Annotated in this window: 20 protein-coding genes; 11 read left to right on the top strand and 9 right to left on the bottom strand. The window is 70.5% G+C overall.

From position 1 onward, the window contains the following. Positions 1-268 precede the first annotated feature (268 nt). Positions 269-1,189 carry an FAD:protein FMN transferase gene (locus ACQPZP_RS20790; protein ID WP_433479252.1) on the top strand — a complete coding sequence of 307 codons (921 nt, stop codon included), beginning with the start codon at positions 269-271 and terminating at the stop codon, positions 1,187-1,189. On the opposite strand, the gene ACQPZP_RS20785 is transcribed toward ACQPZP_RS20790, so the two are convergent. Further along, the gene (locus ACQPZP_RS20785) at positions 1,179-3,245 is read right to left on the bottom strand and encodes an ATP-binding protein (protein ID WP_433479251.1); all 2,067 of its coding nucleotides are present in this window, start codon (positions 3,243-3,245) and stop codon (positions 1,179-1,181) included. The genes ACQPZP_RS20790 and ACQPZP_RS20785 overlap by 11 nt on opposite strands. A gap of 9 nt (positions 3,246-3,254) precedes the next feature. Next, on the bottom strand, positions 3,255-5,612 hold the full coding sequence (locus ACQPZP_RS20780; RefSeq protein WP_433479250.1) for a LuxR C-terminal-related transcriptional regulator: 2,358 nt from the start codon (positions 5,610-5,612) through the stop codon (positions 3,255-3,257). 368 nt (positions 5,613-5,980) lie between these two features. On the opposite strand from ACQPZP_RS20780, the gene ACQPZP_RS20775 reads away from it, so the two are divergent. Next, a complete protein-coding gene (locus ACQPZP_RS20775) occupies positions 5,981-7,186 on the top strand; it encodes a glycosyltransferase (protein WP_433479249.1) in 1,206 nt (401 codons plus the stop codon). 91 nt (positions 7,187-7,277) lie between these two features. On the opposite strand, the gene ACQPZP_RS20770 is transcribed toward ACQPZP_RS20775, so the two are convergent. After that, positions 7,278-7,976, bottom strand: a complete 699-nt coding sequence (locus ACQPZP_RS20770; protein ID WP_433479248.1) for a TetR/AcrR family transcriptional regulator — start codon at positions 7,974-7,976, stop codon at positions 7,278-7,280. A 170-nt stretch (positions 7,977-8,146) separates the two neighbouring features. Here ACQPZP_RS20770 and ACQPZP_RS20765 point away from each other — a divergent pair, with 170 nt between their 5' ends. The 4 genes from ACQPZP_RS20765 to ACQPZP_RS20750 all read left to right on the top strand — a co-directional run bounded on the left by ACQPZP_RS20765 (position 8,147) and on the right by ACQPZP_RS20750 (position 10,821). Next, the gene (locus ACQPZP_RS20765) at positions 8,147-9,388 is read left to right on the top strand and encodes an oxygenase MpaB family protein (protein ID WP_433479247.1); all 1,242 of its coding nucleotides are present in this window, start codon (positions 8,147-8,149) and stop codon (positions 9,386-9,388) included. Positions 9,389-9,498: 110 nt separating this feature from the next. Next, positions 9,499-9,909, top strand: coding sequence for a ribonuclease domain-containing protein (locus tag ACQPZP_RS20760; protein ID WP_433479246.1), 411 nt, complete (start codon positions 9,499-9,501; stop codon positions 9,907-9,909). Positions 9,910-9,924: 15 nt separating this feature from the next. Continuing rightward, positions 9,925-10,272, top strand: coding sequence for a barstar family protein (locus tag ACQPZP_RS20755; RefSeq protein WP_433479245.1), 348 nt, complete (start codon positions 9,925-9,927; stop codon positions 10,270-10,272). A gap of 45 nt (positions 10,273-10,317) precedes the next feature. After that, positions 10,318-10,821, top strand: a complete 504-nt coding sequence (locus ACQPZP_RS20750; protein ID WP_433479244.1) for a hypothetical protein — start codon at positions 10,318-10,320, stop codon at positions 10,819-10,821. 24 nt (positions 10,822-10,845) lie between these two features. Here the strand turns inward: ACQPZP_RS20750 and ACQPZP_RS20745 are convergent, their stop codons facing one another. Both ACQPZP_RS20745 and ACQPZP_RS20740 read right to left on the bottom strand, forming a co-directional pair. Then, on the bottom strand, positions 10,846-13,002 hold the full coding sequence (locus ACQPZP_RS20745; protein WP_433479243.1) for a tetratricopeptide repeat protein: 2,157 nt from the start codon (positions 13,000-13,002) through the stop codon (positions 10,846-10,848). 155 nt (positions 13,003-13,157) lie between these two features. Further along, on the bottom strand, positions 13,158-14,042 hold the full coding sequence (locus tag ACQPZP_RS20740) for an NAD(P)-dependent oxidoreductase (RefSeq protein WP_433479648.1): 885 nt from the start codon (positions 14,040-14,042) through the stop codon (positions 13,158-13,160). A 49-nt stretch (positions 14,043-14,091) separates the two neighbouring features. Here ACQPZP_RS20740 and ACQPZP_RS20735 point away from each other — a divergent pair, with 49 nt between their 5' ends. From ACQPZP_RS20735 to ACQPZP_RS20720, 4 genes are all read left to right on the top strand, one after another. Further along, on the top strand, positions 14,092-14,499 hold the full coding sequence (locus tag ACQPZP_RS20735; protein WP_433469467.1) for a MerR family transcriptional regulator: 408 nt from the start codon (positions 14,092-14,094) through the stop codon (positions 14,497-14,499). A 459-nt stretch (positions 14,500-14,958) separates the two neighbouring features. Continuing rightward, positions 14,959-15,603, top strand: a complete 645-nt coding sequence (locus ACQPZP_RS20730; RefSeq protein WP_433479242.1) for a class II fructose-bisphosphate aldolase — start codon at positions 14,959-14,961, stop codon at positions 15,601-15,603. A gap of 256 nt (positions 15,604-15,859) precedes the next feature. Further along, the gene (locus ACQPZP_RS20725) at positions 15,860-16,525 is read left to right on the top strand and encodes an SDR family oxidoreductase (RefSeq protein ID WP_433479241.1); all 666 of its coding nucleotides are present in this window, start codon (positions 15,860-15,862) and stop codon (positions 16,523-16,525) included. A 23-nt stretch (positions 16,526-16,548) separates the two neighbouring features. Beyond that, the gene (locus tag ACQPZP_RS20720) at positions 16,549-17,484 is read left to right on the top strand and encodes an SDR family NAD(P)-dependent oxidoreductase (RefSeq protein WP_433479240.1); all 936 of its coding nucleotides are present in this window, start codon (positions 16,549-16,551) and stop codon (positions 17,482-17,484) included. Positions 17,485-17,518: 34 nt separating this feature from the next. Here ACQPZP_RS20720 and ACQPZP_RS20715 read toward each other — a convergent pair whose 3' ends face one another. Together ACQPZP_RS20715 and ACQPZP_RS20710 are read right to left on the bottom strand one after the other, a co-directional pair. Then, positions 17,519-17,881, bottom strand: a complete 363-nt coding sequence (locus ACQPZP_RS20715; protein WP_433479239.1) for a DUF6069 family protein — start codon at positions 17,879-17,881, stop codon at positions 17,519-17,521. A gap of 136 nt (positions 17,882-18,017) precedes the next feature. Next, the gene (locus ACQPZP_RS20710; RefSeq protein WP_433479238.1) at positions 18,018-18,398 is read right to left on the bottom strand and encodes a DoxX family protein; all 381 of its coding nucleotides are present in this window, start codon (positions 18,396-18,398) and stop codon (positions 18,018-18,020) included. Positions 18,399-18,540: 142 nt separating this feature from the next. On the opposite strand from ACQPZP_RS20710, the gene ACQPZP_RS20705 reads away from it, so the two are divergent. Then, the gene (locus tag ACQPZP_RS20705; RefSeq protein WP_433479237.1) at positions 18,541-19,062 is read left to right on the top strand and encodes a MarR family winged helix-turn-helix transcriptional regulator; all 522 of its coding nucleotides are present in this window, start codon (positions 18,541-18,543) and stop codon (positions 19,060-19,062) included. Here the strand turns inward: ACQPZP_RS20705 and ACQPZP_RS20700 are convergent, their stop codons facing one another. Both ACQPZP_RS20700 and ACQPZP_RS20695 read right to left on the bottom strand, forming a co-directional pair. Next, positions 19,063-19,527 carry a helix-turn-helix domain-containing protein gene (locus ACQPZP_RS20700; protein WP_433479236.1) on the bottom strand — a complete coding sequence of 155 codons (465 nt, stop codon included), beginning with the start codon at positions 19,525-19,527 and terminating at the stop codon, positions 19,063-19,065. A gap of 228 nt (positions 19,528-19,755) precedes the next feature. Further along, complete coding sequence (locus tag ACQPZP_RS20695) at positions 19,756-20,655, bottom strand: hypothetical protein (protein ID WP_433479235.1); 900 nt, start codon at positions 20,653-20,655, stop codon at positions 19,756-19,758. Positions 20,656-20,682: the final 27 nt, after the last annotated feature.

Here is a 20,682-nt window from a genome sequence, read left to right as displayed (position 1 = left end):
ATTTCACCGCGACTCCCGTGCCGAGGAGAGCGAACCCGGTGCCGGTGTCGGCCGCCCCGCCCGTGTGCGTACGCACCCGATCACGCAGCGCGCTCACCGTCCGCGATCTTGGGCAGGTGCGGGGCCCTGCCGGCACCGGGATCGCGATCTGCGACGGCCGCGGGAGCCGCCGTCCGGCGGGCACGCCGTCACCGTGTGGTGGTCAGGTGCGCCCGCCGCGGCGGTGGTGCCCGGCAACGCATTCCCGATCCGTCATTGGAGCGGCTTGATGACCCACAGCACGGAGGACTTCCCTCTCTGGGGCGGTGTGGCGACCGTCATGGTGGAGGAGCCCGGCCGTCTCGGCGCGGCCCGGCGAGCCGTCGATCAGGTGATCAACGACATCGACGCCGCGTGCGGCGCGTTCCGCGAGGATTCGGAGCTGGCCCGGGTCAATGCCGCCGCCGGCCGTCCGGTACAGGTCGGCGCCACCTTTCTGGCGGTGTTGTGGACGGCTTTGCAGGCCTGTGAGCTGACCGGTGGGCTGGTCGATCCCCTCGTCGGTGGCCGCGGCTCCGAGAGCGGGACGGTCGTGATCGACGACCCGCCCGGAACGGTGATGATCCCCGCCGGGACGACCCTCGACCTGTGGGGCATGGCGGTGGCGTTCGCCGCCGACCGGGCCGCCGAGGCCGCCGCCGGGGAGGCCGGATGCGGCGTCTGCGTCTGTTTCCCCGGCAGCGTCGCCACCGCCGGACGGCTCCCGGATGCGGGCTGGCCGGTCCATATGGCGGGCGGTCGCGGCCAGGCACATCGCGACGAGCCCCACCACGGGCAGCGGATCGTGTTGCGGGCGCCCGGACTGGCCACCTCCTTCCTGCCCGCGCCGGGCGGCCCGGCGCGGCGCCTGCGGGCCAACCTGATCGGGCGGCCACGAACCGTTCCCCGCGCCGACCGTGCACGGCCCCCCGTGGGTGAGCATCGGCCCTGGAGCGCGGTCTCGGTCATCGGTCTGTGCTGCGTCGCCGCCAAGGCCGCGAGCATCGCCGCGCTCGCGTCGGGGAACACGGCCGCCACGTGGCTGGGGTCGCGCGAACTGCGGGCCCGGATGGTGGACGCCGACGGCGGGGTGACCACCGTCGGGAGCTGGCCCGCCGGCCCCTTTCGACCGCCCGCGGCGCTGAAGCGCGAACCGGCGTTCAGCTGCTGATCGCGTAGGAGACGGCGGCCTCCAGGCTCAGCCTCGCGCCCGAGTCGTAGGCCGCGGTGAACGCCCGTCCGCCGAGTTCCCGGCGGGCCCGGGCATCACAGTCCTGGTGGGAGCGTGTGAAGACCTGCAGTCCGAGAGGCGGGATGTCGAATGCCCGCCAGAGCCTGCTCGCCGCGCCCAGCAGCCGGGCGGCCCTGTCGTGTTGCCCTTGTGCGCAGGCGGTCCACGCGAGGGCCTCCAGGCACTGGATCAGCCCCCAGCGGTCACTGATCTCGGTGAGCTTGGTGGCCGCCTGGCGCATTCTGGCCCCGGTCAGGTTCAGGTCCCCCTGCCACCAGGCCGAGTACCCCAGGGTGATCAGGGCGTACGCCTCGAAGATCTGTGCCTGGTGGGCCTCGGCCAGGGCGAGGAGTTCCTCCCCCAGGGCCGCGGCCTGCCCCGGGCTCCGGGCGGCCACGCCGAACGAGGCGGCGTAGTAGAGGTTCACGGCGACGGCGTCCAGATCTTCCCTGGCGCGGTGACGGGCACGCGCGTCCTCCAGGAGCGCGAACCCCTGGCCGGTGTCGCCATCGGCCAGCGCCACGACCCCGCGGGCCTGGAGAAAGAACGCGAACGCCGCCTCGTCCCCGCAGCCTTCGGCGGCTGCGCCGCACTCGTCCGCACGCTGCCTGGCCGTTTCGAGATCCTGCTGGTAGGCGGCGAACAGGACGTCGACCCATAGCGCCATGACGCGATCGCCGTCGGTCGGACGTGCCAGGTCGATCGAGCGTTCCAGCCAATGGCGGCCCTCGTGGACCGCGCCCGCGAGCAGCCACGCCGCCCACAGGCTGATCGCGATCCGCAGTCCGGACGGGTCGTGGCGCCGAAGGCACAGATCCAGCGCCAGTCGCAGATTGGGGATCTCCGCCAGTGCCGCCCGGTAGCGATCGAACTGATCGGGAACCAGCAGATCGATCCGGTTGTGCTCGGCCAGCCGCCGGTAGTGGTCGCGGTACCGCCGGTGCAGTGCCGGCTCGTCCCCCGGCGCCAGCCGCTCGCGCCCGTAGGCGCGGAGGCTCTCCAGCATGCGATAGCGGCTGCGGCCGCCGCCGTGGACGCTGATCAGGACGGACTTGTCGACCAGCCCGGAGATCAGGTCGAGGATGTCCTCGGGCTCGATCCCATTGCCCGAGCAGACCGCTTCGGCGTCGTCCAGGTCCGCCCCGCCGGGGAACACCGCCATCCTCGTCCACAGCCGTTGCTCAGCGGGCGTGCACAGCCCGAAGCTCCAGTCGATGGTCGCGTAAAGGGTCCGGTGCCGCGGCAGGACCGCTGTGTCCGGGCCGGTGAGCAGGTCGAACCTGCGATCGAGCTCGCCCGCCAGCTCGGTCAGCGGCATCGTCCGCAGCCGCGCGGCGGCGAGCTCGATGGCCAGCGGGAGCCCGTCCAGTCGCCGGCACAGCCCGGCGACCGCGGGCGCGGTCGCCTCGTCCACCGTGAACCCCGGCCGCGCCTGGACCGCCCGTTCGGCGAACAGGCGCACCGCTTCACTGCGCAGGATCTCCTGGGCGGCGGTGCCGGCCGGCGGGACCGCGAGCGGGGGCACCACCAGCACCTGTTCACCGCCCACTCCCAGTGCCTGCCGGCTGGTGGTGAGGATCCGCAGCCGCGGCGCACCGCTCAGCAGCCTGGCCGCCAGTTCGGCGCATTCCGGCAACAGGTGCTCGCAGTTGTCCAGGACGAGCAGAAGGCGTTTGTCCGCCAGGTGGTCCACGAGGGCCGGCAGGGACTGCCGGCCGGTGTCACGAACTCCCAGCGCGGCCGCCACCGTCGTCTCCAGCAGGTGACCGTCCTGCACCATGGCCAGATCCACGATCCGGACCCCGGCCGGGAACCGTGCCCCCAGCGTCGACGCCACTTGGAGCGCCAGCCGGGTCTTACCGACACCACCGACGCCGGTCAGGGTCAGCAGGCGCGTTCCGGGCAGCAGGTACCGCACCCTCGTGAGCTCCTGGACGCGTCCGACGAACGCGGAACCCTCCGCCGCCCGGTCCGGCATGATCTTCCGTTCAGTCATGGCGCCCCGTCACCCGGCAGGCCCCGCCCCAGCGGCCCTGTCGTGTTCGTTGATCCAGCCGGCGATCTGAACCCGCGAGTTGAAACCGAGCTTGTTCATGATGTGCTCGATGTGCCCCTCCACGGTGCGCTGGGAGATCACCAGCGTGGCGGCGATCTTCTTGTTGCTCTCCCCCTCCGCCACCAGCCGGGCGATCTGCGTTTCCCGCGGTGTCAGCGGGGAGGGACGGCCGGCGTCGCGGTCCCCCGCTTCCGTGGCCGCGGTCTCCTCCAGTGCGTAGGCGAGGCCGTCACCGTCGGGCAGATCCGCGCCGTGCTCGACCTCCGCGAGGAATGCCGCCGAGCCGAGGGCCCGGCGGGTGTCGTCCACGCACGCGTCGTGGTACCGCATCAGGTGCCCGTACCCGGACAGGACCGCGCCGACCGCCTTCCACACCGCCTTGGCGATCCCGAGGAGCCGGGCCGCCCGCGTGAACTGCTTCTCGCCCGCGGCGACCCAGGCCAGCACCTCCAGATTGACGCCCATGCCGAGAGGATCGTCGAGCGAGCGGTTGAAGCGCAGGCTCTCCTGCTCCATCGAGGTGGCGCGGGCGGCATCGCCCTGCCGCCACAGCTCCACTCCCAGGGCCATCATCGCGTACGCCCTGTGCCAGCCCTCGCCGTGCGCCTCGCACACCGCGATGCCCTGCTCGCCGATGGAGACGGCGAGTGCCGAGTCGCCCAGGAAGGAGTGCGCGAGCGAGAGCCTGATCAGCGCCAGCGCATGGCCCACCGGGTCCCCGGTGGCGGTGTGGCGTTCCACCGCCTCCTTGTAGAGACCGATCGCGGTGTCGGCGTCCTGCCGGAACATGGCGATCATCCCGGAGTACAGCACCACGTACCCCAGGATCTCCTCTCGCCCCAGCCGCTCCCCGATGGCCCGGCTCTCCCGCAGCATCGCGGCGGCGTCGTCCAGGTCGCCCTGAATGATCGCCAGCCAGCTGTTGGACCACAGCGCCCGGGCACGGACCTCGTTCGCGCCGGAGTCCAGGGCCAGCGCCCGGTCCATCCAGTCGCGTCCCTCGGTCAGGTAGAAACTGGTGATCCAGTGGTAGAGAAGGTCGGCGCCCATTCCCAGAGCGGCCTCGACCTCTGCCGGGTCGGAGAGGCAGTACTCCAGTGCGGCGCGCAGATTGGCGTGTTCGAGTTGCAGCCTTTCCAGCAAGTCTGGCTGACCGGGGCCGAAGAGCCTGAAGCGGGCTTCGGCCGCCATTCTCTGGTAGAAGTCGCGATGGCCGCGCCGGAACCGCGCCGTCTGCCCGGACTCGGCGAGCCGCTCCCGGCCGTACTGCCGGATGCTCTCCAGCAGCCGGTACCGGACCGCGCCCCCATGATCCTCACGGCTCAGGATCGACTTCTCCACCAGGGCGGCGATCAGGTCGACGACCTCCTCGCGGACGATCCCGTCGCCCGAGCAGACCTCCTCGGCCGCCTCCAGATCGCAGCCGCCGGTGAAGACCGACATCCTCGCCCACAGCACGCGTTCCTGCTCGGTGCAGAGCAGGTGGCTCCAGTCGATCAGCGCGCGCAGCGTCTGGTGCCGTGGCAACACCGTCCGCGATCCTCCGGTGAGCAACCGGAAACGATCGTCGAGCCGTTCCAGCAACTGCTTCACCGACAGCACCCGGAGCCGCACCGCCGCCAGCTCGATGGCCAGCGGAAGCCCGTCCAGCCGGCGGCAGACCTGCTCGACCGCCGCCCGGTTGGCATCGGTGACGGCGAAGTCGGGGACCACCGAGCGGGCGCGGTCGGCGAACAGTTCCACCGCCTCCGGCATCGGCGGCGTCCGGCCCGTCCCGGACGAGTCGAGGCCGCTCAGCGACAGAGGCGGCACCGAGAGCGTCTGCTCGCCGGAGATCCCCAGAACGTGGCGGCTCGTGGCCAGGATGCGCAGTTGCGAGGCCGAGCGCAGGAGCGTCTCGGCCAGCACCGCGCACTCGTGGTGGAGGTGCTCGCAGTTGTCCAGGACCACCAGCGCGTGCTTGTCCCGCAGGCGCTCCACCAGCACGTCCATCGGCGGGCGATGGGAATGGTCCCTGATCTCCAGCGCCTCCATGACCGTCGTGATCAGCAGTTCCGGCTTCTCCACCTGGGCGAGCTCGACCATCTGCACGCCGTCCGGGAACGCCCGCCGCACGACCGTGGCCGTCCGCGTGGCCAGCCGCGTCTTGCCGACCCCGCCGACCCCGGACAGGGTCACCATCCGCGATTCGGACAGCATGCGTCTGACCTCGGCCAGTTCCTGCCGCCGGCCCACGAAACTCGTCGTGTCCGCGGGCAGCCGCGACGGCCGATGCCCGCTTGCCGCGCTCGATGCCGCTGAAGCCATCACCGCCTCGCACGGCGTGATCCGCACTGCGTCACACCCGATCGACTTCCACCCTAGTGACCCGGCTCGCCCATACACGGCCATGCAGCGGTCAAAACGGCTCGATCGTACGCAATGGCGGAGCAAACGGCTCGGTCCGCGGATCCGCCGGGAGATCGGCGACGACACGCAGGGGCCCACGTAGGTGAAAGGCCGCGCTTCGCGAGGCGGACGCGCGGGTCCGCAGAGGGCGGTAAAAGGCAATGGCAAGGAGATCCCACTCCCTGCCATTTCCAACATATAGCGCACCGGGGGGCTTGCGGCAAGACCCGGGTCGTACCTCAAGATTGTCGGCCGAGACCAGAACCTGCGGAAATGGGGGACGCGAAATGCGTGTGGTGTTGACGACGTGGGGATCGCGCGGGGACGTCGAACCGCTGGTGGGACTCGCGGTGCGGCTGCGGGAACTGGGCGCGGACGCCCTGGTGTGCGCGCCACCGGACGAGGAGTTCGCGGTGCTGCTGGCACGTGCCGGTGTGCCGCTGGTGCCGCTCGGCCCCACGGTGCGCTCGGTGGTCGCCGGCGCGAAGCCGCCCTCGGCCAAGGACGCGTTCCGGCTCGCTCCGGAGCTGGTCGCCGCGCGGTTCGCCACGCTCACCGCGGCGGCCGAGGGATGCGACGCGATCCTGGCGACCGGCCTGATGCCGGCCGGCGCACGGGACGTGGCCGAGAAACTGGGCATCCGCTATGTGCTCGCCTGCTTCCACACCCTCGGACTGCCGTCGCGGCACTTCCCGCCGGGCATCCGGCCGGGCACGCCGTCCCCGCAGGGCGAGACCGACAACCGGGCGCTGTGGAAGCAGGACGCCGAGAGAGTGAACGCGCTGTACGGCGAGGCGCTCAACACGCATCGGGCGGCGATCGGGCTGCCCCCGGTGGACAACGTCCGCGACCACGTCTTCACCGAGCGGCCATGGCTGGCGGCGGACCCGACCCTGTGGCCGGCGCAGGGCAGGACGGACCTCGACATCGTGCAGACCGGGGCATGGATCCTGCCTGACGACCGCCCGCTCCCGGCCGAGCTGGAGGCGTTCCTGGACGCCGGTGAACCACCGGTGTACGCCGGCTTCGGCAGCATGGCCGCGCACGCCCCGGACGGCATCGCCAAGGTGGCCATCGAGGCGATCCGCGCCCACGGTCGCCGCGTGCTCCTCGCCCGCGGCTGGGCGGGCCTGGCCCCGATCGACGACGGCGACGACTGCTTCACCGTCGGCGAGGTCAACCAGCAGGCGCTGTTTCCCAGGGTGGCGGCCGTCGTGCACCACGGCGGCGCCGGCACCACGACGACGGCCGCGCGCGCCGGCGCGCCCCAGGTCGTGGTGCCCCAGATCGCGGACCAGCCGTACTGGGCCACCCGGGTCGCCGAGCTGGGCATCGGCGCGGCGCACGACGGCCGGAGCCCGACCGTCGATTCCCTGTCGGTCTCGCTCACAACGGCCCTGACCTCCGAGACCCGAGCACGGGCGAAGGCCGTTGCCGGCACGATCCGCACCGACGGGACAACCGTGGCCGCGAAGCTGCTGCTCGACGCTTGAGCGAAGGCCCTCGGTCGTCGATTCCGCGTGGGACGAGGGGGCCGGCGGCGCCGGCCCCCTCGTCCTCGCGGTCCCAGGTCGTGACTCGGGATCAGGACGAGGCCGGCGGCCCGATCCGGGGCGCCCGCGGTTCCAGCATGGGCACCAGGAACCGCCGGGCGATCGCGGCCAGTTGCTCGTCGTCGTCGAGGTCGACGAGGTGGCTGGGGATCGCCAGGAAGGAGGCGGAGATCCGGACCATCATCTCGGCCACGAAGTCGACGTCCAGGTCGCCCGGCACGTTTCCGGCGTGCTGCTCCCGGCGGAGCTGGCCCGCGACGAACCGCCGCACGACCGCCATGGTCCGCCCGCCATCGTTGATCATGGAGGGCACGACCGTGTCCGGCTCGGTGGCCATCAGCCCGCCGATCAGCGGGTTGCCGCGGATCGCGCGCAGCGAGCTCACGAAGCCCAGCACCACCCGGTCGGCGGCCGTGCCGGCCTGCTCGATGTCGGTCAGGAACCGGTCGAAGTACCGGCGGAACTCCCGGCGCACCACCTGCTGGACGAGAGCGTCCTTCGTGGCGAACCGCCGGTAGACCGTGATCCGCGAGACCCCCGCCCGCCGGGCCACGTCCTCCATGGTGGACCGCTGGATGCCCATCCGGGAGAACTGCTCGTACGCCGCGTCGAGCACGCGCGCCCGGGCCTCGTCCAGGTCGTCCACCTGCTCGACGGCGTCGACGTAGGCGCGTTCGAGCAGCGACTCCTGCTCCGAGGACGTCATGAGGAAGGACAGCACAGGTTCCACGATCCCCTCCTGAAACGACTGAATTCTGTCGCAATCGCGAACATTCGTCACGTTGGGTCTTGTGAGGGCCGACACCGTGTGCTGTCATGAGTGCCGCTGCCCTGATACGCAGATGCGAAGTCTGTTTCATCGTATCAGGAGTGCTCTCGGCCCCGAGGAGGAGCGAAGGCATGGAGAAACCCAGCAGGCGGAACGTGCTCATGGCGGGCGGGACGCTGGGCGCACTCGGCGCCCTGACCGTCGCGGCGCCCGCGAAGGCGTCGTCACTGTGGACGTGGTCGCCCAAGGGCTCGATCGCGGGCGAGGGCGAGGGCGCCGACCCCAAGTGGGTGTGGGACGGGGAAGCCGACCCGCTCGTCGCCTCCCTGATCGACCGCGGCGACGTCCCCGAGGTCAACAGGCTGCTCAAGACCTGGACCAAGAACGGCCAGCCGCTGCCGGACGGCCTGCCCGCCGACCTGCGCGACTTCCTGGACAAGGCCCGCAGGCTGCCGTCATGGGCGGACCAGGGCAAGCTCGCCAAAGCGTTCGAGTTCAACCAGAAGCGCGGGCTCTACCTCGGCGTCACCTACGGCTTCGCAAGCGGGATGATGAGCACGGCCATCCCCCACGAGGCGCGCGCGGTCTACTACTCCAAGGGCGGCGCGGACATGAGGGACCGCATCACCAAGACCGCCAAGCTCGGCTACGACATCGGCACCGAGAAGGCCTTCCAGCCTGACGGCGAGATGATCGTGACCTGCGTCAAGACGCGGCTCGCCCACGCGGGCGTGCGGCACCTGCTGCCCAAGTCGGCGTACTGGACCAAGGTCGCCGACGAGAAGATCCCGATCAGCCAGGCCGACATGATGGTCACCTGGCACAGCCTCCCCACGACCGTCATGAAGGAACTGGCGAAGTGGAAGGTGCGGATCCCCGACGACGAGGCCGCGGCCTTCCTGCACTCCTGGCAGCTGACCGCGCACATGCTCGGCATCCTGGACGAGTACATCCCCAAGTCGTGGGACGAGGCCGACGCCCAGGCCGCACAGGTCCTGGACCCGGTCCTGGCCCCCACCGCCGAGGGCATCAAGCTCGCCGACATGCTACTCAACCTCGCCGCCTTCGTCGACGGCGGCGTCCTGACCAAGCACATCCTCGGCGCGCTCACCCGCTACGTGCTCGGTGACGAGATCGCCGGGTGGCTGAAGATCCCCAGAGAACCGGTGTGGGACCCGATCTTCGAGAACCTCTGGCCGCCGTTCGTCGCCGTCCGCGAGGGCGTCCTCGACATCACCAGGGCGCCCAAGGAACTGCGGGAGGTCTACTGGGCCTTCGACGAGATCATCCGCCAGGGAGTCCTGCTCCTCCTGTCCGGGGCCGACTACCCGATCAGCATCGAAATCCCCCAGACCAACAACCCCCACTACTGACAATTCATGAAGTCAAGGTCATCATGGCGGTTGTCCGCCCCGATTCCGGCGTGGTCCGGTCCGGGGAAAGGGGGTGATCCCCCCGGAGGTACTCGCTCGTAGGAGGACCTGTGCTCAGCAAGCGCTCCCAACCGTCCTGGACGAAACGGGCGGCCGTCACCCTGGTCGCCGCGACATGCGCGATGGGCGTCGCCGCCAACGTCCCCGCCAGTGCGACCGTCTACAACTCGTGCACGATCTCACCCTGTTCCGACGGCCGCGACGCCGCGTCGGTGTGGGCCGGAAAGGGATGGCCGTCCACGTCGGGCTGGTACTCCTGGCCGGACGGCCGGTACAACTACACTGGCGGCGTCTACCACAACTACGACGGCCAGCTCCCCACCAGCGCCTCCTACCACGAGTACGACGTCTACTCGCGCGCGAGAGGCGCCTCGCGGGACGCCTACCGGATCGTCCACAGCAGCACCGGTACGGTCTACTTCTCCCCGGACCACTACTCCAACTTCTACAAGATCTCCTAGAACGGAGCCCGTCCGATGACCTCGCCGCCACCCTGGTTGACGCTCACCAGCGACCCGGTGCCGGCCGTCGTCGACGGGCACGCCTGCCGGACCCGCGCCGCCTTCTTCCGCGAGGCGGCGCGGGCCCTCGGCTTCCCCGCCCACTTCGGGCACAACTGGGACGCGTTCCTGGACTGCCTGCGCGACCTCGACCGTCCCGCCCTCACCGTGCCGCACGCCGACGAACTGCTCGCGGACGAGGACCCGCGGCAGTTCGCGATCCTCCTCGAAATCCTCGCCGAGAGGGAGCTGCCCACGACTTTCGCGGCCTCCCCCGACCGAATGGCCGCCCTGCGCGCCCGCCTGACCGCCGCCCTCCCCTGACAACCGCTTCGAGCGAGGCGGTCCACGAGACTAGGCTGGCGCGGCATGGCCGATCTCTACGAATTGCTGCTCACCGCCGAGCTTCCGACCGACCTTCCCGACGAGGAACTCACCGAACTCCGCTGGCATCTTGGGCTCGCTCCAGAGCCCAAGAAGTTCACCATTGTGACCGACTATCCAATGGTGTACGTCGGTGATGACGACCCCGGCCGGGACTCGGCCGACGATTGGGAAACTCAACCGGATCCGCTGCTGGCGCGCCGGGGCCCGGCAGATGCGCGGATCGGCGGTGTCGAGTTCTCCGAACTGGCCCTGCGGCAAGGACGTTTCCCCGCCTGGGTCCTCACGTCCCGCCAGGAGCTTCATGGCCCGACCCACTGGAACATGCTGATCGAAATGATCCAGTGGCTGGAACGGCAGGCCACCTCCCCCTGGGGAACCGATGGCCTCAGCTTCTATCTGCGCCACTGCGAGGAAACCGTCCTGACGGCGGCGATCCTCAACGGCGACAGGATCGTTTCTCGCCAAGACCCCGATCGATCGCTCTGACCTCGTGAAGGAAGTCACCGTCCATCAGCCGGAGGCGGCGAGCCGGCGTGCCCGCGCCAGGTCCCGGGCGGCGGTGAGAGTCCAGGGCTGGTCGGGGCCGAGGACGGCTTCCAAGCGATCCGCGGCGCGCTCATAGTGGGCGAGCGCTTCCGCGGTCCGTCCGGCGGCTTCGTAGGCGAACGCCAGGCCGTGCACGGTTATCAAGGTGTCCGGGTGGTCGGCCCCGATGACGCGTTCCTGGCGCGGCAGGACATGCTCGTAGAGCGCGACGGTTTCATCGGCTCTTCCCGCGTGGCGGTAGGCCCACGCCAGCCGCCCCTGGACGACCAGCGTCTCGGGATGGTCGGCGCCCAGCAGCCGCACCTGGTCGGAGACAAGCGTCTCGAACAGTTCCGCCGCCCGGTCGGGCTGCCCGGTCTCCACCAGCGCGTAGGCGAGGAAGAACCGGGAGGCGAGGAGATCGGAATGGTCGGTGCTCAGCGTCCGCGACTGGGCGGCCACGACGGTCTCCAGGAGGAGCACCGCCTCGTCCGCGCGGCCGGCCGTGGTGAGCGCCGATGCCAGCCCGGCCTGCGCCCGCAGCGTCTCGGGCGCGCCCTCGCCCAGGATCCGGGCCCGCCGGGCGACCAGGTCCCCGAACAGGTCCACGGCCTCGGCGGCCAGGCCGGCGAATTCATATGCGTGCGCAAGCGTGTACGTGGCATCCAGGGTCTTGCAATGGTCGGGGCCCATGACCTTCTCCCATCCATCCACGACGGCCTGCGCAACCGGAATGGCTCGGGCCCCGTCATTGAGGTAGAGGAGATGTTCCGCGGTCGCGTGGCGGACCTTGAGCAGCGTTTCGGCGACAGCCCGGGCCTGCTCGGCGTTCTGGTCCAGGAGCGGTTCCAGAGGTTCCCACAAGGCGGTCGCGTGCTCGTCCACCGCCAGGATCGTGGGCAGCCTCCTGCCCGTGTCCTCCTCGGCGATCCGCTCGACGAACCGCAGCCGTAGCGCGGCGCTCTCGATCAGCGGCAGGAGCACGCCGTCACGGACGGCCCCGTCCCGGACCACCCGGCGCACCAGACGGTGCACCAGCGCGGTCGATCCGTCCCGGGTGAAGGCCACCAGCGACACCGCGCCCAGCCCGGCAAGCGCGCCGTCGGCCTCGGGTCCCAGGATCTCCAGGCTCACACCCGACGCCGAGAGCACCGCCAGCTCCCCGAGAAGCCGGCGGGCCGGCGGGCCGACGCCGTCCAGGGCCAGCGTGATCGCCTGCCCGACGCCCCGCGGGTAGGGCTCGCCCCTCGGCCTGTCCAGCAGGACGTCCACCGGAGTGCGGCGGACCCGGGCCAGGTAGGAGCCATAGCCGACGCGTGGCGGGCCGACGAGCGCGGCGGCGGCGATCGACAGGGCCAGCGGGAGCCGGTCCAGCTCTTCGATGAGCTCTCCGGCCGGGTCCTCGTCGCCGGACCCGCCGACCCGGTCGCGCAGGTACCGGCGGGCCTCGGCGGCGGTGAACCGCGCGACCGGCAGCGGTGCCGCGATCCGCTCGAAAGCCATGTCGTTCGTCGTGATCAGCACCCGTGCGCCGCCCCTGGCCGGCAGCAGGAACGCCGGCATGTCGGGGTCGTCGGCGTTGTCCAGCACCACCAGATAGGGCTGGTCCCGGTCCTCCAGCCAGGCCCTGAGCTTGCGGACGACCGCCGTGGAATCGTCGGCAGCCCCCCGGAGCCCGAGCTCGGCCGCCATCAGATGCAGCGATACGGTCAACTGTCCCTCGGTCTCGGCGTGCAACCAGGCGACCGGGACTCCCCGTGCGGCGCAGTCCCTGGCGTACGCCGCCGCGATCTGGGTCTTCCCGACGCCCCTCGCCCCCACCAGGGCACAGACCGTCGCGGCCCCGCCGTCGCGGAACACCGCCTCGATACTCGCCAGAAGATCGGGACGCGGCTGGAACGCCCTCGGCTCGCGCGGAACGTCTCCGATGACGGCGGGTACCGGGCGGGAGCGCGGAGCAGGGGAAGCCTCCGCTTGACCGGCCCAGATGACCAGCGGCGTCCCGGGCACCAGCACGACCAGGCCCACCACGATCCCGCTGGCGTCCGGATCGACGCCGATCACCGCGCACACCCACCAGGCCAGCGCCCCGGCGGCCAACGGGAGGACCGTGGCGATCGAGACCTTCCCCCACCTCGGCACGACCCGCCCCCCGTCCGGAGCACGAAAGCAACCGGCACGCCCGTGCACGACCGCCGACCTTCAGCGAGTGTCACACAACCGCACACGACTGTCTGCCCGACGCTTGGGGATCAGATGCTCTCCCGGTGACCGGCCGTGCCGGTCACCGGGCCCGGTCAGTCTTCGCGGGGTCTGCCGAACTCTTCGATCAGCACGGGGTACTGCTCCGCCCCGTGTCCGGCGGCGATGGCGCGGTCGGCCATCGCCTTGATCAACTTCGGTAGTTCGGCGTTGACGCCCACCGCCTCGCTCTCCTCGATCAGGTGCGTCATCGCCCGCGCGTCGGTCTCCAGGGCCGACACCTCGGCCGGGAAGGAGCCGCTGTCGATCTGCTCGGCATATCCGGGAAGCCATTCGGCGACACCGGCGGCTATCTGCCGCGCGAACGGCGCGAACGTTGCGGCGTCGACACCGGCCGTCCCCAGCAGCGCGGTGCCCTGGAGCCAGGCGTTCAGGACGCTCCACATCATGGCCAGGCCTGCCACGTCGTACAGGGACGCCAGCCCATGGTCCGCACCAAGGTAGGTGACGGTGCCGAGCGCTTCGAGTGTTGACCGATGCGCCTCAAAGTCCGATCGCGGCCCGCTGTGCAGAATCACCGCCTCTTCGGTCCCGATCGCCGGCGGGATGGCCATGATGGCGCCGTCCAGGTAATGGGCGCCGCGCTGCTGAGCCCATTGGGCGGTCTCCCGAGCCTGGGCCGAGTCGCCCGACGTCATATTGACCAGCGTCGTGCCGTCCAGCTTGATATCGCTCGTCCCGAGCAACTCGCGCACGGCCTGGTAGTCGGTCAGGCAGATGATCGTCAGGGAGCCTGCTCTGAGCGCGTCGCCGACCGTCGGCGCCGGCCGCGCCCCCTCGGCCACCAACCGGTCGGCCTTGGATGCCGTACGGTTCCACACGGTCGTGGGATGCCCGGCCTTCAGGAAGGCGCCTGCGAGGGCCTGGCCCATCAGTCCGAGTCCGAGGACCGTCACGGGTGTATCGGTTCTGTTGTTCATGGCAGCATCGTCAACGTTGATACCGGTGTGAAGGTCAAGTGAGGTCTCGGTGCGGATCGGGGAACTGAGTCGTCGGACGGGCGTCAACGCCCATCAGCTGCGCTACTACGAGGCCCAGGGCCTGCTGGAGGCGGACCGCGGCGCGAACGGTTACCGCGAGTACGACGAGGACGCCGTGCTGCGCGTGAAGCAGATCCGTCACCTGCTCGGTGCCGGTTTGTCCTCTGAGGACATCGCGTACCTGCTGCCCTGTGCGGTCGGCGAGGCCCCGGAACTGCTCGGGTGTCCCGAACTGCTGGCCGCGATGCGGTCACGGCTGCGGCGGCTGGACGATCAGATGGACAGGCTCGCCCGATCCCGCGACGCCCTTGCCGACTACATCGATGCCGCCGAGCGAACCGGCGACGAGAGCTATCCGCCCTTCGACGATGCGCACCCGGAGCCCGTCTCCGCCTGACCGGCCAAGCTGCCGGCTACACCCGACCAGGCGCCGACGGAACGGCGGTTACCGGCGCGCACGACGTGGACGCGGCCGCCATCGGTGTGGGGGCCGCCGCACCCGGCTCGCTCAGCCTGGTCTCGGCACGTTCAGCATCAACCAGGTCGTCGCGGACGAGCCGCGCATCGATTCCCGCTGGCAGGCCAGGTCGTTCGTCAGGCCGCGGCAATGGCTGCACATGTCGACCTCGCCGTCAGGCGCGACGAACCTGGACTGGGCGGTGCGCCAGTTCGGCCCTTGGCACCCCGACGGCTCCCCCGACTTCGCCGCCGACCTCAAGGGCGCCGGCACCGCCCTCACACGCCGGGCCCCGCCGACGCACCGACATATCTACCGTTCCTCTACGGTTCCCCGCACGCCGCGACACTTGAGGCGGCGCTGACCGACCTGCGTGGATGGCACGACCAGGACGAGGTGATGAGAGCCGTCATCCAGGGCGCGGCGTTCAACCACGGGTTCCACGTCGATGCGCTCCGGGAGCGCTTCGAGATCCCGAGACCCGCACGGCGGTGCGGCGGCGGCGCCCGCAGCGAGGTCTGGAGCCAGCTTCTGGCCTACCACGGCGCCTTCCAGCCCATTCTGGCGGCGAGCCTGTCCATGGCACGCGCCGCCGTGGTGCCCGTGGCGGACCACCTCGACCACGCCACCCGGCCCGACCTGGTGGCGGAAGCGGTCGAGCACGGCGTCTGGGTCGAGGCCGAACTCGGCGAGGCCGAAGGCAAGGACGGCGTCCTCGACTTCGACCTCATCAGGCGACTCCGCATGGAGGTGCCGGTCCCGCTGGTGCTGCACGGGTCGAGCGGACTCTCCGACGCCGATCTGGCCCGCGCCGTGAACGCCGAAATGACCAAGATCAATATTGCGACCCGGCCCAACGACGCCTTCACCAGGACCGTCCGCGCCCGCCTCGCCGGTCTTCCCGGCACCGCGGACACGCGCAAGTACCTCGGCCCGGCCCGCGAGGCCGTCTCCGCGGAGGTCGCACATCTGCTCACCGTTCTCAGGAGCGCCGGCCGACGGCAACGGAGGGCGGGGGCGTCCGCAAACCGGCCGTGGACGTGATCACTTCACGTTTGTAGTCGCCCGCCAGCGAGATGACTTCACGTTAAAAGTGACTCGACTCGCTCATCACTACAAGCTTGTAGTAATGTGGCGGACATGGAGGACCGGCGGAGCCGCCTGGACCAGGGACGGCCGGGTGGCGGTCACGGCCGGTACCCCCGGCGCACATGCGCTGCGGTTTCGCGTGAGGCCACCAGTCACGGCCCCAGGTTTCCGCGCCAAAGCAGGCTTCCCTACGCACACCAGGAGCAGACGCATGCCCACCATCGCCATCGTCGGAGCCGGCCCGGGAATGGGCCTCTCGATCGCCAAGGCCTTCGGCGGCCACGGTTTCGAGGTCGCCCTGATCGCCCGCAGCAAGGACAAGCTCGACACCCTCGTGACCCGGCTGGCCGAGTCCGGCATCACCGCCGAGGGCTTCCCTGCCGACGTCTCCGACCGCACCGAGCTGACCGCGGCGCTGTCCCAGGCCGCCGAGCGGTTCGGCGCGATCGACGTCCTGGAGTACTCCCCGCACAGCGGCCTGACCATGGTCGACCCGCCCGACGTGACCGTGGACAACCTCCAGCCCGCGATCGAGCAGCTTCTCTATGGCGCGGTCGCCGCCACCCAGGCGGTGCTGCCCGGCATGCTGGCGGCCGGCTCCGGGACATTGCTGTACACGACGGGTGGCGGCGCCATCAACCCCTATCCGATGCTCGCCACCCTGAACACGGCTCAGGCCGCCCTGCGCAACTGGGTCTTCAACCTCCACAACACGCTCGCCGAGCGGGGGGTTCACGCTGCGACAGTGGCCATCAACCTCCTCCCCAGTACCACCGCCCCCGAAGGCGTCCCGCACGCGGACCCGGACGACATCGCCCAGCTCTACTGGGATCTCCACACCCGCCGCGACCGGCCCGAACAGCTGGTCTCCGCCTGACCATCTCGCAAAGGATCACGACCGTGAGCGCACGCATCACCACACCGTTCAACGGCGAGTCCACCGCCGCCGAGGTAATGACCGGCATCGACCTGACCGGCCGCCGGGCCATCGTCACCGGCGGCGCGTCCGGCATCGGTGTCGAGACCGCCCGTGCGCTGGCCGGCGCGGGGGCCGAGGTGACACTGGCGGTCCGCAATCCCCTGGCGGCCCACGGCACGGTGCGGGACATCATCGACGGCACCGGCAACAAGCAGGTCCTCACCGCACCGCTCGACCTGGCCGACCAGACGTCGGTCGCGGCGTTCGTCGCCGGCTGGCAAGGTCCCCTGCACATCCTGGTCGGCAACGCGGGGATCATGGGCCCGCCGCTGACCCGCACCCCGCAAGGCCGGGAACTGCACTTCGCGACCAATCACCTGGGCCACTTCGCGCTGGCCACCGGCCTTTACCCTGCGCTCACCACCGCCGGCGACGCGCGGATCGTCTCGGTCAGTTCCTCGCAGCATCGGCTCTCACCCGCCGTCTTCGACGACATCCACTACGAGAAACGCCCGTACGAACCGAACGCCGCGTACGGACAGTCGAAAACGGCCAACGCCTTGTTCGCGGTCGAGGCCGCCAAGCGGTGGACCGGCGTCAGCGTCAACGCCGTCATGCCCGGCGTGGTCCGCACCAACCTGATGCGCCATGTCGACCCCGAACTACTGGCGCGGTTCGAGGCGAGTGGTGCGCCGACACTGCCGTGGAAGACGGTGGAGCAGGGTGCGGCGACCTCCGTTCTCGTCGCCGCTTCTCCACTCCTCACGGGAGTCACTGGCCGCTACTTCGAGGACTGCAACGAGGCCCTGCCGCTCCACTCAGATGACCCACATGGGGGTGTCGCCGCCCACGCGCTGGACGCCGAGGCCGCCACCCGGCTGTGGGAGTACTCCATCAGGACCCTGGCCAGGCGCTAGTGCCCCGGACACGCCGCCGCCCCCGAGCACGACATCACTCGGGGGTCAAAGGCATGACCTTGCGGTAGACCGTGACCGCGATCAACGCGACGAGCACATGCATGACGAGAAGGGCCGCGACACCGACCGGACCGCCTTCGCCGAACAGGAAGAAATCCGGGACGAAAGACACCACGACCACGGTCGGAACGAGCCGGCGGAGCAGGGCCTGCGAGTCTTTCGACACTCTGCGCACCACGCCCCAGCCGACGGCGCCGGCCACGATGCCCACCGCGGTCAGGAAGATGTACGAGCCCGGATTCAACGGTCCGAAGTGGTCAGGTTTGTCAGCGAGGGCGCGGGCGAGAAGAGCCACGACGGCATTGACCGCGCTGGCGGTGACGATCGCGGCGAGCACGCCCGCCGGGATGATCAAGGGGCTTCGCCGGGCAAGGACGGGACCCGATGGAGTGGGCATCTGAACTCCTAAGTACCTGTTAGGACTTGGACCTCGGGGGCCGCCACGCCGCCGGACGTGCGTGGACCCGGCCGGGTCAGGAGGTGAACGAGTAGGGGCCGAGCCGGCCCCAGACGACCACGGCCGCCAAGACCAGCAGGACCGCGTTGACCGCGATCGACGACGCCTCCCCGCGGCGGGCGTGCGTGATCCCGCCGCCGATCATCATCAGCACCAGGCCCAGTGCGGCCAGCGGTACCAGCACCTCCGCGATGCCGAACAGCGCCGGGAGGATCAGTCCGATCGCGGCCAGGACCTCCAGCGCGCCGATGGCCTTGACCACGCCGGCACTGAAATCCTCGGTCCACTCCAGACCGGACTCCGCCAGCTTCTCCTTCGGCCGGCCCAGCTTCATGCCGCCCGCGAGGAGGAAACCTGCGGCGAGCACGCTCGCGACGACCCACAGCACGACGTTCATCGCCTGTCCACGCTCCCTTGATAGCTTCACGGTTGAAGCGAACATAGCACCTGGTCATTTTAAGCTTCAAGTGAAGCGACTTCACGCGTGAAGCTGGACAGTGGACCGCACATGACTTCACCGTTGAAGCTAAGGTGAGGACATGGAAGATCCGCAGGACCGCCGGGAACCTCGCTGGCTCGACGTGGACGAGCAGCAGAACTGGTATGCCTTCGCCTACGTGCTCACCCAGTTGCCCGCCGCCCTGGAGACCCAGATGCAGCGGGACGCGGGCATCAGCCACTTCGACTACCTCGTGCTGTCCTCACTGTCGATGGCGCCGGAGGGCACCTTGCGGATGAGCGAGGTGGCCCAGTACACCGGCAGCACGCTCTCCCGGCTGTCCAACGTCGTCGGCAGGCTGGAGAAGCGACGATGGGTGAGCCGCCGCCCGGATCCGTCCGACGGGCGCTACACCCTCGCCGTCCTCACCGACAGCGGCCGGGACAAGGTGACGGCCGCCGCGCCCGGCCATGTCGAAGAGGTCCGCCGCCTGTTCTTCGACCCGCTCACCAAGGCGCAGCAGCGCCAGATCGCCGCCGCCGCCCAACGCATCCTGCGGGCCATGGACGCCCCCTGCCCCACCGACTGGCCCGCCGAGGCCGCCCTTCCTCGCGACGAGTGATCACAGCGACGCCATCCGATCGCCGCGGTTCTCCGGTAGCAGGCGCCAGGTGTGCAGTGCCATGAGGTAGTCCAAGGCGTGTGCGGCGTCGTGCAGGTCCGGCCCCAGCAGGTCACGCAGCCGGCGGATGCGGTTCCGGACAGTCTGCGGGTGGGTGCGCACGCGGGCGGCGGTGCTGCTGCCGTTAAACCCGCATTCGAAACAGGCCGGCAGGGTCTCGGCCATGCGGTGCCGTTGCGCAGGGCGGAGGCGGCGGAGAGGCGCGAGCTTGCGGTCGGCGAGGCTGCGGGCCAGTTCCGGGTTCTGGACGAGCAGCAGCGTGGGGATGTGCTGGTTGACGTGCACCGGCCCGTTCATCGTGGCGGACGGCGGCAGTTCCAGGCCACGGCGGGCCAGCCGAAGCGACAGGACGGCGCGGGCGACCTCCACGGTGGGCCCGACGACGGACGGGTGGTCACCGAGCATCGCCGGACGAGCATGCCGCCGCGCCGCGGTGTGAGACCGAGGTGGTGGCGGAGGGCATGGAGCAGATCACGGTGACCGGACGGCGCCCCCACGCGTAAGGGACTACCTGGGCCCGTGCCGCGCTCGCCGCCTCGGCCGCGACGTCCGGGAGCGCACGCCGGAGACGCCGCATCGTCGTGCGGTCCGGCCATGGGCCGGGTGAGTGCAGGTGCTGGAAGATCGGCGCCGTCATCGGATGCAGGGCGAGCGGTCGAGCCGGGAGGGAGGCGTCCGGCGCTCGTGATGAGGGACGGCGGCGACCGCCAGCACCGACAGCGCGAGGGCCACGATGGTCTGGGCACGGTGGTCGGGCCACCCTTCCCCGTAGAGGACCGTGGCGACGATGAGCAGGTAGGTCTTGGCGGTCGCCGTGGCGACGAGTCCGACGATTGCCAGGCGGCTGCGTTGCAGCGCGATCTGGAGCTGGCCAAGGGCGAGCAGCGCGGTGACCGCGAAGAGGTAGAGGTAAGGCGTGGTGGCGAGCACTCGGGCCGAGTTCACGATGTCGGCGGCGCCGGTCAGCAGCACCTCCCCGGTGCCAGTGAGGATGCCGACGTTGATGGCGAGAGCGACGCCGGTCAATGGACGGGCGTGCGCTCCCTTGCGCGAGAGGTCGCTCGCAAGGAATCCCGCAGACGCAACCAGCAGGGACGGCAGCGCGACGGCCACGACGAGCGAAGCGCCCGGCAGGGCGATCCCGGGAGCCGCCCCCTCGTCGGCGGGCACGGCATGTGCGAACAGGGCCGTTGCGATGCCGAGGAGCAGCACGCATCCCCATTCGCGCGATGTGAGGCGCTCGCGCAGGATCGGGACGGCCAAGACGAGCAGGATCGCCAGCCCGGCCAGGAACATCGGCTGCGCCTGGAACAGTGAGAGCCTGGTCAGGGCAACGGTCTGGACGGCGGCGCCGACGGCGATGAAGACGGAGCCGGCGACCCACATCCGGTTGCCGAGCAGTTCCCTGACCAGGTGCCAGGGCCGGGACCCGCGCAGCGGAGGCATGTCGGCGGCGGTCAGTTTGAAGTAGGTGAGCCCGCTGAAGTAGATGCCGGTGGACAGGGCGGCGAGTGCCTGGAAGCCGGGGTGCATGGCGCGACCTTCCGGGCCGCCCGCGGC

The sequence above is a fragment of the Spirillospora sp. CA-142024 genome, assembly GCF_050942325.1.
Classification (GTDB): Bacteria; Actinomycetota; Actinomycetes; order Streptosporangiales; family Streptosporangiaceae; genus Spirillospora.
Note: the sequence above shows the minus strand (reverse complement) of the source record. Positions and strands in the feature narration are given on the sequence as shown.